The sequence below is a fragment of the Streptomyces sp. NPDC028910 genome, from assembly GCF_055564955.1.
Genome location: NZ_JBVHVF010000009.1, coordinates 66,312 through 81,093 on the forward strand (window position 1 = coordinate 66,312; position 14,782 = coordinate 81,093).

Below are 14,782 nucleotides of genomic sequence, written 5' to 3' on the forward strand. Positions count from 1 at the left end.
TCAGGGGTGCTGTTGGGCGGTGTGGGTGAGGCGGGCGAGCAGGAGGTTGGGGTCGCGCATCGTCGTGTAGGCCGCGCTGGGCACGTACACCTTGTGGCGGCGCACCGCCACGCAGGTGGGGTTGGACAGTCCGTCCTGCGGCCCCAGCACGATGGTGTGGGTTCCGTCGGGGCGTACGAGGGCGACCTCGCTGCTCGTGTGCAGGGCGGCGAGGACGGTGTCCCCGTGGCCGGTGAAGGCGAAGTCGTCGATGCCCGGCAGGCCGGACGCCCGGGTCTCGATCGCTCCGGCGGATCCGTCCCGGTTGACCGGGATCCGCAGCAGGGTGCCGCGGTCCAGGTTGGACACCCACACCGCGTCGTGGTGGACCTTGATGCCGTTGGCGCCGGCGAAGCCGCTCGGTTCGAGTGCGCTGCCGGTGGCCCAGGACGTCACCGAGCCGTCGTCGAGCGAGACGCGCCACACCGTGCCCAGGGCGGAGTCGGCGGCGTAGAGCACGCCGCGCTCCTCGTCGAGCGCGAGGCCGTTGGCGAAGCTGGTGGGCGGCAGTTCGGCGAAGCGCTCGGCCGAGCCGTCGGGGGCGATCCGCCAGACGCCGGTCAGATCGCTGGTGCCGGTGAGGTAGTTGACGTAGAGCGAACCGTCCCGCGTGCGGACGATCCCCGTGGTGACGGCGACGCCGACGAGGGGCGTGGCCGGATTCTCGGCGGCCGGCAGGGTCGCGAGGATCCGGGTGTCCCCGCGTTTATCGACTCGGGCGACCTGCCGGGCGAGGGCGAAGGTCAGGTTGGCCGAACCGTCGGGCTCCAGGGCGATGTTCTCCGGCGTCTGGCCCGCGGCGAGGTCGAAGTGGGCGATGATCCGCGGGTGCGACAGCGAGAGTGACGGTGCCGGCTCGACCGCGGCGCGGGGAGCGGCGGTGGCGGTGGCGGTGGCTGCGGACGCCAGCAGGGCCAGGGCGACGGCTGCCGCACCGGTACCTGCGAGGCGCGGCAAGCGGGCCAGACGGGGCACGGGATTCTCCTTCTCGACCGGGCGGAGGGCGTTGCCGGGGCGTGATGAGGATCCAGAAGAACATGACGCAAGGTCATTATCGGGTTGTCGCATCGCGGGCGGGCCCAGATCGCCCGCCTGGCCGAAAGGTGCGGTGCGGCGGGCACTCGGAGCCGCGGGTCGGGGCAACCTCCGCACACTCTGGCCGGCGTCCACGTCGGCCGTCGTGGCTTCAGGCGCCGATTCTTTCGCGTACGCCGATCAGGGCGTCGTCGAGGGTCTCCGCGACGTCCTCGTGCCCGGTGAACCCGTCGTCGGTTCCAGGGTCGACGGTCCAGCCCCATCCACTGCTGTCGTCGCCGTCGATCGTGGCCGTGTGGTCGCCCCTGTGCACGCTGATGGACAGGTTCCCGCCGGGGAGGGTGATCACGTCGGCGTGGGCGCTGTCTCCCAGGACGCGGCGCACGGCCTCACGGGCGGTCTGCTCGGTGATGGTCATGATGGTGCAGGATAAGGGTCCTTATCGGACGGGACCGCCGAAACCGGCACGAATCGTCATTGTGTCGTTTCTTAATTCGTGCCTAGCAGCCCCGGTCCGGTCAGCTGGCCGGAGCGTTGCTCCAGTGCCGAGGGTGAGGCTGGTCACCCAGCATCGGTTCACGCGTTGGTGTGTGGTGCGAGCCCGTCGCACGGTGACCTCTGATCCGGCCCACCGGGTGCGAGCTGGTCGAAGCCGCCGACGAGACGACCCCCGGCCTGCGTAGGCATCTGTCGATCGCCTCACCTTCAACGGCGCCATCATCAAGACCGGCACCGGGTCCTACTGACTGGCCCAGAAGAAGTAGCAGCCACTCCGATCACTTGCTGAACGGCGTTGCCTGCTCGTTTCCGGCATGCCTGTTGAGGTACTCGATCAGCGCCGCCTCTTTGCGAAGCAGCCGTTCCCGCTGGTCCTCGGAAAGCGACGCCAGGGCGTCGACAAGAACTCGCGCTCGGGGCACATGAACCAACGCCGTCGAGTAGATCCGGCATCCAAAACACCAAGCCAGGCCGATGCACCGCTCGAACATCGAGGATTCAGGCGGATGGAAGCGGAACTGGTAAGAACGGACGACGGACCGGCAAGCGGCGCAGATGCGTCTGCCCCCATCCTGGACCGTGTCCCAGGTCGCGGCCTTAACCCAACGGTTCCGCCCGACCGGCGCTCTTCAAGTCGTCATGCACAGCATTCTCCCCCCACAAGATGGCCGATCGAGACCGAAAACCGGAGCCAACTCGAGCCGGAACAATCAGCGCAGGCGCCCCGGGTTCGTGAGGTGTCTTCGGTGAATCGGATCACCCGCCCGGGTGATGTGGCCTCTGGTCCGCTCCCACCGGACCGGAGGAACGGCTGCGCGCGGTCGGGGCGGGCGGCGTTTCAGGCCCGGGTGCAGACGTGGGTGGTGGTGCTGCCCGACCGTTCGATGTGGCGGATGGTGAGGGTGTCGTTCGCGTAGGTGACCGACAGGCGTTGGCCGTCGCTCGCGTTCCTGGTGCCGGCGGCTGCCAGGGGAGGGTGAGCTCGAAGCGTTCGCCCACCGTTACCGGGACCGAGTGGGCCTGGGTGCCCCTCTCCCGGGTCAGGGCCTTCGGGCCCTCGACGGTCTCGATCGCCAGGACGCCGCTGCCGTGCAGACGGTAGCCGCCCTGCCAGGTGCCCGCCGTGCCACCCCAGTCGATGGTCCAGGAGGAGAGGTCGACCCTGGCGCCGGCACGCGAGACGTCGCCGTTCGCCGTGGTCGACTCGATGGTCCAGTCGCCCTTGACGAACGCCTCGAAGGAACGGTCCAGCACGCCCCGCTTCGTGGGGGCGGCCAGGGTGGCGGAGGGCGCCGCGGGCGCCGCCGGGGAACCGGCCGGAGCGGGGGCGCCGGAGGAAGTCGCCGGCGCCGCCGCCTTCTCCTTGCCCGTGCAGGCCGCGAGCAGGGACGTCCCGACGCCTAGTGCTGTGGCCGGAAGGGTTTGCCGGGTCGCGGCGTCCGGTGCATGGGGTCTCCCCAGGCCCGAAGGGCCGAGGGGAAGCGTCGCAAGGCGGAGGACCGCGGCTCGTACTGGACGTACTTGCGCGGTCCGACAACGCCGCGAGGTGCCGTGCCGGGGGCCGTGACCCGGTGAACCTTTCCGGTCACAGCACTAGGGTCACGTAGCGCAGCGCGTTGCGGCGGCCGATGATGCTCGCCGCGGCGCGGATGTCACGTACCGTCATTCTTCCCCCGATGATGGTCAGTTGGATCAAGGGGGCACGTGGAGAAGGAGACCGCGGCCCGTCACGGGCGGGCGGCGAGGACGGCTTCGGCGACGCCGGCGCGGGCGTGCGGCGTGAGCCCGGCGCAGGTGCGAGTGGCGTGGACGCTCCAGCGGGGGCCGCACGTGCCGGCCGTCCTGGACTCCCTCCACCGGGGCGGGCGTGAGTCGAAGGGATCCGACCGCTGACCGCGCACGCTCACGGAAGGTCGTCGGTCGGCGGGTCGGCCTCGTACTCGTGGGGGGTGTCCGCCTCCCACTCCACCAGCCCGGTACCGCCGAGGACCGCCTCGTCCGGGTCCGGCATGCCGGCCCGCCGCAGGAACTCGATGACGTCCTCGTCCGAGTGGGCCAGGCCGAGGGACTCCTCTCCGGTCCCGGTCCGCAGGGTCACCTGCCGACCTCCCGACGGGAAGATCCGATGCACGACGACGGGTGCATGATGCATACCCCCAGCCTCTCCCCGTCGGCCCGGCCCGGCACCCCGGGGACTCAAGGGGTACGGCCGACGGTGGCGGCCCCGTCCGCCACCGCCGCGATGCGGAACATCGAGGGGTCGGGGTAGGTCGCCCGCTCGGCCCGCACGACCTCCTCGATCTCCGCCTTGAACGCGGGCTCGAAGAAGTCGACGGCCAGCAGGAGCCGCAGTCCCCGCAGGGTCGGGTCGAGGAGCGGGCGGGCCATCCGGGCTCCGCCGCCGGTGATGCCGGTGAAACCGGTCCGGGCCGCCGCCGGCCTCCCGCTCACGCGGTCCTCGACGCCCGCGGTCGCGTAGCCGACGATCAGGGCGAGTTCGGCGAGGAACCTGCGCGCTCCGAGGGCCATCTCCTCGGCGCCCTGCAGGGTCTGGACGGAGCCGCCCGCGACCTTGAAGTCGTCGCTGTTGCGCCTGGGGCCGCGCGCCTCGTAGACGGCGAGCGCCTCTTCGAAGAGCCGCCCCGCCTCGTCGACCGCCTTCATCGCCGTCACCAGCTGGTCGATGTCGATCTCGCGCTTCACGCTGCCTCCTGGTCCGGAACTATGCTGCACAGACCGTAGGAGGCGAAGCCTCCGCTGCGGAACACCCCTGCGGCGGTCAGTTCTCGCAGCCATCGGCGCCGCCCGAATCCCCTCGCCCGGCTCATGGTCCAAGTCGCCATGGCGTCCTGCGGGTTGGAGCAGGGGTCCCACAACGATGCGCATCACCACCGGAGGATCTTCACACGACGCGCAACCGTCGCCCGCCCGCGCCGCCGCGTCCCCGCCCGACCCGAAAAGCCCCACGGCCGGGCCCCGGGCGGGGATACTCGGACGCGTGGAACTGCACATCGATCACCGCTGGCTGCTGGAGCGGCAGGAGGCGCTGTTCAAGGACGTGGAGGTGGCCGACCACTCCGCCCTGGTCGCCGCCGTCGCCCGGCACCGGGTGAACACGCCCAGCCTGGAAGTGGACGCCCCCGACGCCTACTGGCGTGCGGCCGCCCTGCTCGACGCGATCGTCCTGCTCCGGCCGCTCCCCGACTCCAACGAGTACTTCGCCTACGGGGTCGCCGTCGCGTACATCGAGGCCTCCGGCCAAGCGGTGGAGGCCCCGTACGAGCAGTGGCGCGACCTCATCACCGACATCCGCATGCTGCGCGTCACCGTCTTCGACGTGGCCGCCCGGCTCCGCTCCTGGCAGCCCGCCTAGCGATGTCCGGGGGGTCGGGGGGGTCAGCGCCTGCGCTGGGCGGGAGTGCCCGCGAGGAGCGCGTCGGAGACGAGTCGCGCGCCGCGGGCGAGGCGGCTCAGCTGTTCGAGCTCCACGGCGTACATCCTGATCGAGTTCTCGATGACCGACTCGGCGATGCCCATCATGGGCAGCTCCACCCGGCTGGTCTGCAGGGCCGCCCGTACGGCGCGCATCTCGTGCTGGAGCTGGAGCTGGACGTGCCGGGCCAGGAGCGCGTGGTGGCGCGTCAGCGTCAGATAGCCGCCATAACGGGCCGGGAGCAGGTCGCGCAGCCATCGCGTGGCCGTCCGTTCCCAGTCGTGCGTCCCGGGCGCCTTGACCTGCAAGGGCCAGTCCGGACTGAGCGTGGTCGTGGCGCTCTGCGGCATTCTCGTCACTTCCGAGTGGTGTCGAACTCTGATCGAGACGTTCTGGGGCGGCCTCGGCCCAGGGGTTGACCGAGGCCGCCATGGGCGCTCTGCGGGATCCAAAGCCTGGACTCGACACGCGGTCGCGACGTGAGGAGGTTCGTCGTGCCGCGCGTGCGTTCGGGAGGACGTGGGGTCGTCCTCCTTGGCATCTGGTGGATCCGGAGCGCCGTCGTCAGTAAACATATATACCGTCGAGTAAGCAAGAGTATGAAAAATTTCATGCACCTCGACGGCTGAATAACCCCTGGTGAGGCGCGAAGCGGAACGAATCGGCCCTACAGGAAAAACCCGTGCTGATCGGCGACGTGCTCGTAATCCTCCAGGCGCGCCTGGGTCCGCTCGGGGTCCGCGTCGGCCATCGCCTGGAGCAGGGCCGCCGACAGCATCCCGGGCGCCGCGTACGAGTCGAAGACCAGGCGGGACCCGGTCGCCGCCGTCAGGGCCACGTCCGCCTCGTCCACCAGGGGCCCCAGGGTGGGATCCGTGATCAGGACCACGCGCAGCCCCGTACTGCGGGCGGCCCGGACGGCGGCCAGGGTCTCCTTGGCGTGCCGCGGCATGGCGAAGGCCAGGACCCACGTGCCGCCGGCCGCCCTGGACTGGAGCAGCGCGTCGTAGGCGACGCTGCCGCCGCGGGTCACCAGACGTACGTCGGGGTGGATGCGCCGGGCCGCGTACGCGAAGTACTCCGCCAGGGAGACCGAGATGCGCAGGCCGAGGACGGTCAAGGGCACCGAGCCGGCCAGTTCGCGGCCGATGTCCAGGACCTGGTTGGTGTCGGCGAGCAGCCGGCGGACGTTCTCCAGGTTCTCGATCTCGGCGTCGACGGCCGCCTGCAGCTCGTTGCGGCGGATCTGTTCGCGGGTGTCCGGGGAACCGGCGACCGCGCTCAGCGCGATCGGCTGGAGCACGTCGCGCAGGGCGGGGTAGCCGCTGAAGCCGAGGGAGGCGGCGAAGCGGGTCACGGAGGGCTGGCTGACGCCGACCCGTTCGGCGAGCTCGGTGATCGAGAGGAACGCGGCCTCGGTGAGGTGGTCGATCAGGTACTGGGCGATGCGGCGCTGGCCGGGGGACAGGCGGCGGCCGTCGAAGAGCGCGAGGAGCCGGTCGGCCGGAGGTCGGACCTCTTCGGACGACTGGCCGCTCGGCGTGATCGCAGCCGCCTGAGCGCGTGCCTGCTGCCCCGATGACACCGGAGGGCCTCCTTCTCATGTCACTCGCGCTCAAACATAGCCCACCCCTGTGCGCGATGATGATCAGTCCTGGGCGCGGGCGGTCACGGGGGCGTCGGTGCGGTCGCCCAGGAATTCGTACCAGCGGCGCTGGAGGCACAGGTAGCGGGTGTCCGCCTCGACGAGGTCGAGGAAGGAGCCGATCGTCGTGCCGAGCCGCTCGCCGAGGACGGGGTCGACGAGGACGGGCTCGACGAGGCCGGAGTTCTCCGTGAACGCCTGGTGTGCCTTGGCCAGGCTGAACATGTCGGGGTAGACCCGGGCGCCGAGGTGTTCCAGCGGTACGCGCAGGGCCCAGAGCCCGCGGTTGCCGCCGACCATCGAGGGCGAGGCCGAGACGAGCAGGGTCTGCTTGTCCTTGAAGGGCTGCGGCCGGTAGCGGGAGACCCAGTCGATGGCGTTCTTCAGCACGCCCGGGACGGAGGCGTTGTACTCGGGCGAGGCGATGATCAGCGCCTGCGCGGCCTCGATCCGCTCGCACAGGGCCAGGGCCCCCTTCGGCAGCCCCTCGTCGGCCTCCGCGTCGCCGTCGTACGGCGGCATGGGGAAGTCGCTGAGCGTGGCCGCTTCCGCGCGGGCGCCGGCCCGGACCACCAGGGCGGCGACCAGCGCCGCGAGCCGGGCGTTGACCGAGCCGGTACGGGAGGACCCGGACAGGACGAGCACGCGCAGGGAGCCGCGGGCGTGCGTGCCGTCGTGCGGACGGGCCGGGTCCGTCGGGAAACGGCCGGTGTCCGTCGGGACGTGGCCGGTGTCCGTCGGGACGTGGCCGGTGCCGGTGCCGGTGCCGGTGCCGGTGCCGGTGCCGGTGCCGGTGCCGGTGCCGGTCGGGACGTGGCCTGCGTCGGTCGGGTTCATGACCTCTCCTGCTCTCTGCTCGACGGACGGCCACGCGCGGCGGGACCCGCACACGCCGGTGTGCGGGTCCCGTCCGGGCCGCGGTCACTTCGCGCCGGGGTTCTCCCAGCGGTAGAACTCGTGGGCCATGGCGTCCTTGGGGCTGCGCCAGGTGTCCGGGTTGTGCGGGCTGATGTAGGCGGTGAGCCGGTCGCTGAGGTCCCGGAACTCGGGGTGGTCGGTGACCTGCGCGATGGCGGGGCCGGGTGGCCGGTCCGCGTCGATCAGGTGCATGTAGACGTCGCCGAACTGGAACAGGCTGCGGCGCGTGACCCCTACCAGGTGCGGCAGTTCGCCCGCGTCCGAGCTCGCGAAGAGCTCGGCGATGTCGGGTGCCGATCCCGGCGCCATGCGGGCGACGATGAGGGCGCGGTGCGAGTGGTTCATCCGGGGTGTTCGCCTTTCGTCTCAGATCCGGCTGACGGCGGGGGTACGGCTCTCGCGTTCGCGCTGCTCGATCTTGTCCCTGATGAGCGCCATCTGGATCGGGGAGTTGCGGTTGATGTTGTCGGTCATCCACGCGTCGTCCACCGGCGCGTCCGGCTTCATCGCGAAGTCCTGGGTCCACTTCATCCGGGTGCCGCCGGGCACCTTGAAGTACTGCCAGTGGATGTCCATGTGCGCGAACGGGCCGGTTTCCACCCGCCGGGCCCGGACCGTGAGGTTCTTGCGGTCGACGGTCCGTTCCGAGACCCAGCTCCACACCTTGCCGTTCTCGTCGGGGTGCATGGTCAGGCGGAAGCGGGTGGTGTCCCCCTCCTGCTCGAGGATCTCCAGCGAGGCGTATTCGCTGAACAGCTGCGGCCAGTTGGGGAGGTCGTTGGTCATCTCCCACACGAGGTCCACGGGCGCGTTGACGGTGATCTCGTTCTCGGTGTGTCCAGGCATCTCAAGCTCCGGTCATCAGGCTGTTGTTGACGAGGTCGAGGAATTCCCTCGGGGTCTTGCAGCGGTCGGCGTCGGTGGGCAGGGCCCGCCCGCGCCGGTTCTCCAGCGCGCCGACGATGCCGAGCAGGCCCAGCGAATCGAGGCCGTACTCCTCGAAGGGGGAGTCCGGACGGCTCGCCAGCTCGGCGGGGTCGACGGTGATGCCGGCGGTCTTCATCAGGGCCGCCAGCTCCTCCACGGTCAGTCGGTCGGACATCTGGGTTCTCTCTTCCTACGAGGGGACCGGGCGGGCCCCGTCGAACGGCAGGGGCGCCGGGGAGCCCTTGCGGACGACGAGCGCGGAGTTCGATCCCATCCGGCCGCGGCTCAGGACGAGCGCGGTGCGCAGCTCCGCGGGGCGGGCGCCGCCGGTCACCACGTCGAGGTCGTGGCACACGTCGTAGACGTTCGGGGTCGGTGGGACCATGCCGTGCTCCAGGGCCAGGACGGCGGCCGCCGTGTCGAGGGCGGGCGCCGCGCAGTAGGCCCTGCCGGTACCGGACTTGGGGGCCGTGACCGGCACCTTCCGTCCGTGTGCGCCGAGGGCGGCGGCGAGTGCGGCCGCCTCGGCCGCGTCGGCCTCCGGGGTCCCCAGGGCGTCGGCGAAGACCACGTCGATCTCCTCCGGGGCGCAGCCGGCGTCCCGGAGGGCGCCGCGGATGGCGTGGGCCAGCCCCTCGCCGGCCTCGTCCCGTCGCCGGGTGCCGGTGAAGGTCGCGGCGTGGCCGGCCAGGACGGCCCGTACCGGGGCGCCGCGGCGGTGGGCCTCGGCCTCGTCCTCGACGACGAACATCGCGCCGCCCTCCGCGGGGACGAATCCGCAGGCCTTGTCGGTGAACGGCCGGTAGGCGCGCTCGGGGTCCTCCTGGGTGCTGAGTCCCTCGTACTCCAGCTGGCAGACGATGGAGTACGGCGCGAGGGGCGCCTCCGTCGCCCCGACCAGCATGGCCCGGCTGCCCTGGCGGATCGCCCGGACGGCGTGCGCGAAGGCGTCCAGTCCGCCCGCCTCGTCGCTGGCCACGACCCCGCAGGGGCCCTTCAGCCCGCGGCGTATGGAGATCTGGCCGGTGCTCGCGGCGTAGAACCAGGCGATCGACTGGTACGGACCGACGTGGTGGGGGCCCTGGTCCCAGAGCCGTTGCAGTTCGCGCTGCCCGAACTCGCCGCCACCGGAGCCGGCGGCCGTGACGACGCCCACCGAGAACGGGTCGCCCTCGTAGTCGGCCCGGCCGAGCCGGGCGTCCTCCAGGGCGAGGTCGGCCGCGGCGAGTGCGTGGTGGGTGAAGCGGTCGGTCTGGACGAGGAAGCGGTCCTCGACCATCGCGCCGGGGTCGAAACCCCGGACCTCGCCCGCCACGCGCAGCGGCAGGTGCTCGCAGCCCGCTCGGGTGACGCGGTCAAGCACGCTGACACCTGACTGGGTCGCCTTCCAGAAGGCCTCGGCGCCCACGCCGTTGGGCGCGACGACCCCGATGCCCGTGATGACCGTACGGCTGGTCACGAGACCTCCTCCTTCGGCCGGGTCATGACCACGGCGGACTGGAAGCCGCCGAAGCCGCTGCCCACGGAGAGCACGTTGCGCAGTTCCCGGCCGCGGGCGACGCGGGGCACGTAGTCCAGGTCGCACTCGGGGTCGGGGGTCTCGTAGTTCGCGGTCGGCGGTACCACCTGGTGGGTCATGGCGAGCACGCAGGCCGCGAGTTCGATCGCCCCGATGGCGCCGAGGGAGTGCCCCACCATGGATTTGATGGAGGTCATCGGCGTCTTGTAGGCGTGGTCGCCCAGGACCCGCTTGACCGCCGCGGTCTCGTGGCGGTCGTTCTGTTTGGTTCCCGAGCCGTGCGCGTTGACGTAGTCGATCTCGTCGGCGCCGACACCGGCCTGGGCGAGGGCGGTTTCGATGGCCCGGGCCATCTCCAGGCCTTCCGCGGTCAGCCCGGTCATGTGATGGGCGTTGCCGAAGGTGGCGTAGCCGCCGATCTCGCAGTAGACGGTCGCACCGCGGGCGCGGGCGTGTTCCAGCTCTTCGAGTACGAGGACGGCGCCGCCCTCGCCGAGTACGAACCCGTCCCGGTCGGCGTCGAACGGCCGGGAGGCGTGGGCCGGGTCGTCGTTGTTCGGCGAGGTCGCCTTGATGGCGTCGAAACAGGCCACCGTGATCGGCGATATGGGCGAGTCGGAGGCGCCCGCGATGCACACGTCCATCCGGCCCTCCGCGATGGAGTGGACGGCGTACCCGATGGCGTCGAGTCCCGAGGTGCAGCCGGTGGAGACCGTCTGGACCGGGCCCCGCGCACCCGTCTGCTCCGCGACGGCGGAGGCGAGCGTGGCGGGGGTGAACGCCCGGTGCAGGTGGCGGCCGGCCAGTCTGTGGTCCACGTCCCACCAGGCCCCGGACTGGCTCACGGCGACGTAGTCGTGCTCCAGGCGGGTGGTGCCTCCGACGGCCGTGCCGAGGGAGACTCCGGCCCGCCAGGCCTCGTCCGTGGTGAGGTCGAGTCCGGCGTCGCGTACGGCCTCACGGGCGGCGACGAGGGCGAACTGGATGTACCGGTCCGCCCGGGCCCGCTCGTCCTCGTCGAGACCGTGCGCGGCGGGGTCGAAGTCGACCTCCGCGGCTATCCGGGAGCGGAATCCCGTCGGGTCGAAGAGGCTGATGCCGCGTGTGGCCGTGCGGCCGTTGGACAGCAGGTCCCAGAAGTCGCGGACGCCGATTCCGCCGGGTGCGACGACACCGACGCCGGTGACGGCCACCCGCCGGCGGGTCACGAGACCGCTCCCGTACGGTCCGGAGGCTGCGCCCACGCGGTGCCCTCCGGGTGCGGAGCCTCCTCGGTGTCCACGTGCCCGAGCTCGGGGCGCGGGGCGAGCGGGCCGAGGTGGAAGACCATGCGGGCCTCGGTGTCCCCGACGTTGCGGAACCGGTGGCGCACGTTGAGGGGGACCAGCAGCCCCTGGTCGGTGCGCAGCGGGTGCGCTTCGCCGTCGAGGTCGACCTCCAGCCGGCCGCTTACCACGTACACGAACTCCTCGGAGTACGGGTGGTAGTGCTCGGCGATCGACTCCCCTGGGGCCATGACGGCCAGGCCCATGAAGCCGCTGGTGGAACCCACCGAGGTCGGGGTGAGCACGGCCCTCAGATCGCCGCCGCGGCGGCGGTTGGGCGGCGTCTCGCTGAGGTCCACGATGCGTGGGCGCTGTCTGGTCATGGCGGGTTCCTCCTGGCGTGTGGGGAGAGCCTGGACGGGGATGGGGTGGGATGGATGGGAGGGGCGTGGGGGTGGGGGTCCGGCTCGGGATGGGTGGACCGGGGGAGGATCAGGACTGCGCGGGTGCCCGGCGGTCGGTGATCAGGTTCATGGTGTGGTGCGCGGGGCGGCCGCGCCCGCCGGCCGAAGCCGTCAGCCGGTCGAGCACCGCCGCCTTGCGCGGGCCCGAGATACCGAAGGTGGTCTCGGGCTCGGCGTCGAGCGGGCCGCGCACGTCGATGAGGCGGACGACGATGTCGTCGCGCTGGAAGATGCTGCTGCTCCGAACGGGGCTCGCCGGGCGGTGTGTGGCCGCCTCGTCCTGCCGGGCCAGGAACTTGGCGAGCGCCGTGCCGCAGCCGGGCTTGGCCGGGTAGAAGAGCGCGTGCCGCCGCACCTCGGCTGATTCGGTCTCGTCGGGTGCGGCGATGTGGTGGACAGCCGGGAGCGCGGCGCGCATGAAGAACATCCGGGCGGATTCGGGGTCGTTCAGGTTCCGGTCCTGTTCGAGGTAGGGGTTGATGGCCTCCTCGACGGCGCGTACCTCGGGCTGTTGGGAGACGTGCCGCAGGGCCGTCACGAGGTCGCCCTGGACCTCCACCGTCCGTACGACCCGGTTGCCGTGCATGAAGAGCGACGTGCGGCACAGGCGGGTGTGGTCGTCGACGCGGGCCGCCGGGGAGGCGTAGTCCGAGAGGATGGACGCGACCTCCTTCTCACTGCCCGGTTTGACGGTGAAGGTGAGGGCGTGGCGCACGATGCCGGCGCCCAGCCGGGGCTTGGTCTGCAGGCGCGCCGTGGCCGGTCGGGCCGCCTGGTCGTAGCCGCGGCCGGTCTCCCGCAGGACGGTGAACTTGAGCGGGCGCATGGTGCGGGCGCACGCGCCCAGCGGCTTCACCTGTTCCGCGTGGTCCTCGCTGTTGACCCAGGCGAGGTACTGCGGGGCACTCTCCCACTCGCTGGTGATGAGCCACTGCGAAGGATCCTCGAAGGACTGGCACAGCTGGTCGCTGATGTGGCCCGGGACCGACGCGATGTCGTGGCGGAGCTGTTCGTACGCCTCGAAGAACTGCTGCTGGGTCCCCTCGTGGAGATCCATCAGGAGGACGACCCGGAGCATGCAGCCGTCGAAGGCTGACTGCGACACCCGTTCAGACAGGGTGGTTGTCATCTACTCACTCCTTCATGAGGGGGTGGAGATCCATCGCGTACGGACCCCTCGTCCGTCACCGGTGGCGTCCGCCCGGGCCGGAGGCCGCCTCGGTGGGAACGGCGTGCCGGCGCGTCTCAGGGGGAGCCGCTGTCGCTCATCGTCATCCGGGTGGGGATGTACCGCTACATGTCCGGATCAAGCGGGTGACAACCGGCGAATCGACTGGGCCTCATCGCGGATCGGGGGCATAAAGACTCCACTGCCCCACACAGAAAACAGGAGCCCGCAGCTGATGGAAGACAACGCCGATGTTCGCGTACCGGTTCTCGTCGTGGGCGGCTCCCTCGTGGGCCTGTCCACCTCGCTTTTCCTGAGCCGCCACGGGGTGAGGCACCTGCTGGTCGAGAAGCACTCCAGTACCTCCGCGCACCCGCGCGGCCGCGGCATCAACGCCCGGACGATGGAGCTGTTCCGCACGGCAGGGGCCGAGCCCGCGATCCGCCAGGCGGCGTCCGCCCTCGAAGGAATCCAGGGCATTCTGCAAGCCGAGTCGCTGACCAGCGGCGACCAGCACTGGCTGATCAAGTCGATCGATCCGTCCGGGGCGCTGGCCCGTTTCAGTCCGACGGGCTGGTGTCTGTGCAGCCAGAACAACATCGAGCCGGTGCTGGCCGAACAGAGCCGCGCACAGGGCGCCGACATCCGGTTCTCCACCGAACTGCTGACCTTCGACCAGGACGCGTCGGGGGTGAGCGCCGTGGTGAAGGACCAGGAGAGCGGTGAGCACACCACGGTGCGCGCGGACTTCCTGATCGCGGCGGACGGACCGCGCAGTCCCGTGAGGGAACAGCTGCGGATCCCCCAGTCGGGTAACGGCGAGCTGTTCCACAACGTGAGCGTCACCTTCCGCTCGGAGCGGCTCATCGACGTGCTGGGCGAGCTGCGCTTCATCGTCTGCTACCTGATGCGACCCGGTGCCGACGGGGCGCTGCTGCCGGTGGACAACGCGACGCAGTGGGTCTTCCACGCCCCCTGGCACCCGGACCGGGGCGAGACCCTGGAGGACTTCACCGACGAGCGGTGCGTGGAGCAGATCCGCAACGCCATCGGGGTCCCCGACCTGGATGTCGAGATCGGCGGCAAGGCTCCGTGGCATGCCGCCGAACGGGTGGCCGAGCGGTTCTCGTCCGGCCGGGTGTTCCTGGCCGGGGACGCGGCCCACGAGATGTCACCCACCGGGGCCTTCGGCTCGAACACGGGTATCCAGGACGGGCACAATCTGGCGTGGAAGATCGCCGCCGTGCTGGACGGGTCGGCGGGCATCGAACTGCTCGACACCTACCAGTCCGAGCGGCTGCCGGTGGCCAAGGCCACGAGTGAACGGGCCTCGGCCCGTTCGGCGGAGCACAGCCACCCGGGTTACGCACCGCCCCCCACCATGGGCGGCGGGCCGGGCAGCGGTGTCCTCCCCACGGCGATGGGCTACCGCTACCCGGTGGGTGCCGTCATCGGCGCGGAGCCCGGCCGCCCCATCATCCCGGACGCGATGCGGCTGCAGGGCGAAGCCGGGACCCGGGCCCCGCACATGTGGCTGACCAGGGGCGGTGAGCGGATCTCCACCCTGGACCTCTACGAGCGCTCCTTCGTGCTGCTCTGCGGCGCGGGCACGCCGTGGCGGGCGGCAGCGGAGCGGGTGGCCGAGCAGCTGTCGGCGCGGCTGGACGCCTACACCATCGGCTCGGGGCCGGGCGCGGACCTGATCCAGGAGGGCACCTCCGACTGGACCGAGGTCCACGCGATGAGCCCCGAGGGCGCCGTGCTCGTACGGCCGGACGGATTCGTGGCCTGGCGCTCCGAGGGCGCCGTGGCCGATCCCCGGGCGGCGCTGCACGATGCCCTCTCGACGGTGCTGCACCGGGCGTGAGCAC

At 71.3% G+C, this 14,782-nt stretch carries 17 protein-coding genes; 2 read left to right on the forward strand and 15 right to left on the reverse strand.

The features are described 5' to 3' along the window. The 5 genes from ACZ4TV_RS14115 to ACZ4TV_RS14135 all read right to left on the reverse strand — a co-directional run bounded on the left by ACZ4TV_RS14115 (position 1) and on the right by ACZ4TV_RS14135 (position 4,275). Positions 1–1,005 (reverse strand): SMP-30/gluconolactonase/LRE family protein, encoded by a 1,005-nt coding sequence (locus ACZ4TV_RS14115; protein ID WP_468134475.1) that lies wholly within the window; start codon positions 1,003–1,005, stop codon positions 1–3. A 220-nt stretch (positions 1,006–1,225) separates the two neighbouring features. After that, complete coding sequence (locus ACZ4TV_RS14120; RefSeq protein WP_468134233.1) at positions 1,226–1,492, reverse strand: hypothetical protein; 267 nt, start codon at positions 1,490–1,492, stop codon at positions 1,226–1,228. An 836-nt stretch (positions 1,493–2,328) separates the two neighbouring features. Continuing rightward, entirely contained in the window at positions 2,329–2,826 is a 498-nt protein-coding gene (locus ACZ4TV_RS14125) for a hypothetical protein (RefSeq protein WP_468134235.1), read from the reverse strand. A 649-nt stretch (positions 2,827–3,475) separates the two neighbouring features. After that, a complete protein-coding gene (locus ACZ4TV_RS14130; protein WP_468134237.1) occupies positions 3,476–3,724 on the reverse strand; it encodes a hypothetical protein in 249 nt (82 codons plus the stop codon). 44 nt (positions 3,725–3,768) lie between these two features. Continuing rightward, complete coding sequence (locus ACZ4TV_RS14135; protein WP_468134239.1) at positions 3,769–4,275, reverse strand: hypothetical protein; 507 nt, start codon at positions 4,273–4,275, stop codon at positions 3,769–3,771. A gap of 295 nt (positions 4,276–4,570) precedes the next feature. On the opposite strand from ACZ4TV_RS14135, the gene ACZ4TV_RS14140 reads away from it, so the two are divergent. Further along, the gene (locus ACZ4TV_RS14140; RefSeq protein WP_468134241.1) at positions 4,571–4,945 is read left to right on the forward strand and encodes a toxin Doc; all 375 of its coding nucleotides are present in this window, start codon (positions 4,571–4,573) and stop codon (positions 4,943–4,945) included. Positions 4,946–4,968: 23 nt separating this feature from the next. Here the strand turns inward: ACZ4TV_RS14140 and ACZ4TV_RS14145 are convergent, their stop codons facing one another. From ACZ4TV_RS14145 to ACZ4TV_RS14190, 10 genes are all read right to left on the reverse strand, one after another. Continuing rightward, positions 4,969–5,355, reverse strand: coding sequence for a hypothetical protein (locus ACZ4TV_RS14145; protein WP_468134477.1), 387 nt, complete (start codon positions 5,353–5,355; stop codon positions 4,969–4,971). 317 nt (positions 5,356–5,672) lie between these two features. Continuing rightward, entirely contained in the window at positions 5,673–6,590 is a 918-nt protein-coding gene (locus tag ACZ4TV_RS14150; RefSeq protein WP_468134243.1) for a MurR/RpiR family transcriptional regulator, read from the reverse strand. 63 nt (positions 6,591–6,653) lie between these two features. After that, positions 6,654–7,487, reverse strand: coding sequence for an NADPH-dependent FMN reductase (locus ACZ4TV_RS14155; protein WP_468134245.1), 834 nt, complete (start codon positions 7,485–7,487; stop codon positions 6,654–6,656). Between the two features lie 84 nt (positions 7,488–7,571). Then, positions 7,572–7,913, reverse strand: a complete 342-nt coding sequence (locus ACZ4TV_RS14160) for a TcmI family type II polyketide cyclase (RefSeq protein WP_468134247.1) — start codon at positions 7,911–7,913, stop codon at positions 7,572–7,574. A 21-nt stretch (positions 7,914–7,934) separates the two neighbouring features. After that, the gene (locus ACZ4TV_RS14165) at positions 7,935–8,414 is read right to left on the reverse strand and encodes an SRPBCC family protein (protein ID WP_468134249.1); all 480 of its coding nucleotides are present in this window, start codon (positions 8,412–8,414) and stop codon (positions 7,935–7,937) included. 1 nt (position 8,415) lies between these two features. Then, the gene (locus ACZ4TV_RS14170; RefSeq protein WP_468134251.1) at positions 8,416–8,670 is read right to left on the reverse strand and encodes an acyl carrier protein; all 255 of its coding nucleotides are present in this window, start codon (positions 8,668–8,670) and stop codon (positions 8,416–8,418) included. A 15-nt stretch (positions 8,671–8,685) separates the two neighbouring features. After that, complete coding sequence (locus ACZ4TV_RS14175; RefSeq protein ID WP_468134253.1) at positions 8,686–9,954, reverse strand: beta-ketoacyl synthase N-terminal-like domain-containing protein; 1,269 nt, start codon at positions 9,952–9,954, stop codon at positions 8,686–8,688. Further along, positions 9,951–11,222: a beta-ketoacyl-[acyl-carrier-protein] synthase family protein gene (locus ACZ4TV_RS14180; RefSeq protein WP_468134255.1), complete on the reverse strand. Its 1,272-nt coding sequence runs from the start codon at positions 11,220–11,222 to the stop codon at positions 9,951–9,953. The genes ACZ4TV_RS14175 and ACZ4TV_RS14180 overlap by 4 nt, the downstream gene beginning before the upstream one ends. After that, positions 11,219–11,662: a cupin domain-containing protein gene (locus ACZ4TV_RS14185; RefSeq protein WP_468134257.1), complete on the reverse strand. Its 444-nt coding sequence runs from the start codon at positions 11,660–11,662 to the stop codon at positions 11,219–11,221. The genes ACZ4TV_RS14180 and ACZ4TV_RS14185 overlap by 4 nt, the downstream gene beginning before the upstream one ends. Positions 11,663–11,771: 109 nt before the next feature. Further along, entirely contained in the window at positions 11,772–12,872 is a 1,101-nt protein-coding gene (locus tag ACZ4TV_RS14190; RefSeq protein WP_468134259.1) for a SchA/CurD-like domain-containing protein, read from the reverse strand. Positions 12,873–13,146: 274 nt separating this feature from the next. Between ACZ4TV_RS14190 and ACZ4TV_RS14195 the strand changes: the two genes are divergently transcribed. Beyond that, complete coding sequence (locus ACZ4TV_RS14195) at positions 13,147–14,778, forward strand: FAD-dependent oxidoreductase (RefSeq protein ID WP_468134261.1); 1,632 nt, start codon at positions 13,147–13,149, stop codon at positions 14,776–14,778. Positions 14,779–14,782 lie beyond the last annotated feature (4 nt).

What these genes read in the sequence shown, in the direction of transcription:
- ACZ4TV_RS14185 (WP_468134257.1), bottom strand. Translation starts at nt 11,662, where the DNA reads ATGACCAGACAGCGCCCACGCATCGTGGACCTCAGCGAGACGCCGCCC.
- ACZ4TV_RS14155 (WP_468134245.1), bottom strand. Translation starts at nt 7,487, where the DNA reads ATGAACCCGACCGACGCAGGCCACGTCCCGACCGGCACCGGCACCGGC.
- ACZ4TV_RS14145 (WP_468134477.1), bottom strand. Translation starts at nt 5,355, where the DNA reads ATGCCGCAGAGCGCCACGACCACGCTCAGTCCGGACTGGCCCTTGCAG.
- ACZ4TV_RS14190 (WP_468134259.1), bottom strand. Translation starts at nt 12,872, where the DNA reads ATGACAACCACCCTGTCTGAACGGGTGTCGCAGTCAGCCTTCGACGGC.
- ACZ4TV_RS14130 (WP_468134237.1), bottom strand. Translation starts at nt 3,724, where the DNA reads ATGCATCATGCACCCGTCGTCGTGCATCGGATCTTCCCGTCGGGAGGT.
- ACZ4TV_RS14165 (WP_468134249.1), bottom strand. Translation starts at nt 8,414, where the DNA reads ATGCCTGGACACACCGAGAACGAGATCACCGTCAACGCGCCCGTGGAC.
- ACZ4TV_RS14170 (WP_468134251.1), bottom strand. Translation starts at nt 8,670, where the DNA reads ATGTCCGACCGACTGACCGTGGAGGAGCTGGCGGCCCTGATGAAGACC.
- ACZ4TV_RS14195 (WP_468134261.1), top strand. Translation starts at nt 13,147, where the DNA reads ATGGAAGACAACGCCGATGTTCGCGTACCGGTTCTCGTCGTGGGCGGC.
- ACZ4TV_RS14160 (WP_468134247.1), bottom strand. Translation starts at nt 7,913, where the DNA reads ATGAACCACTCGCACCGCGCCCTCATCGTCGCCCGCATGGCGCCGGGA.
- ACZ4TV_RS14120 (WP_468134233.1), bottom strand. Translation starts at nt 1,492, where the DNA reads ATGACCATCACCGAGCAGACCGCCCGTGAGGCCGTGCGCCGCGTCCTG.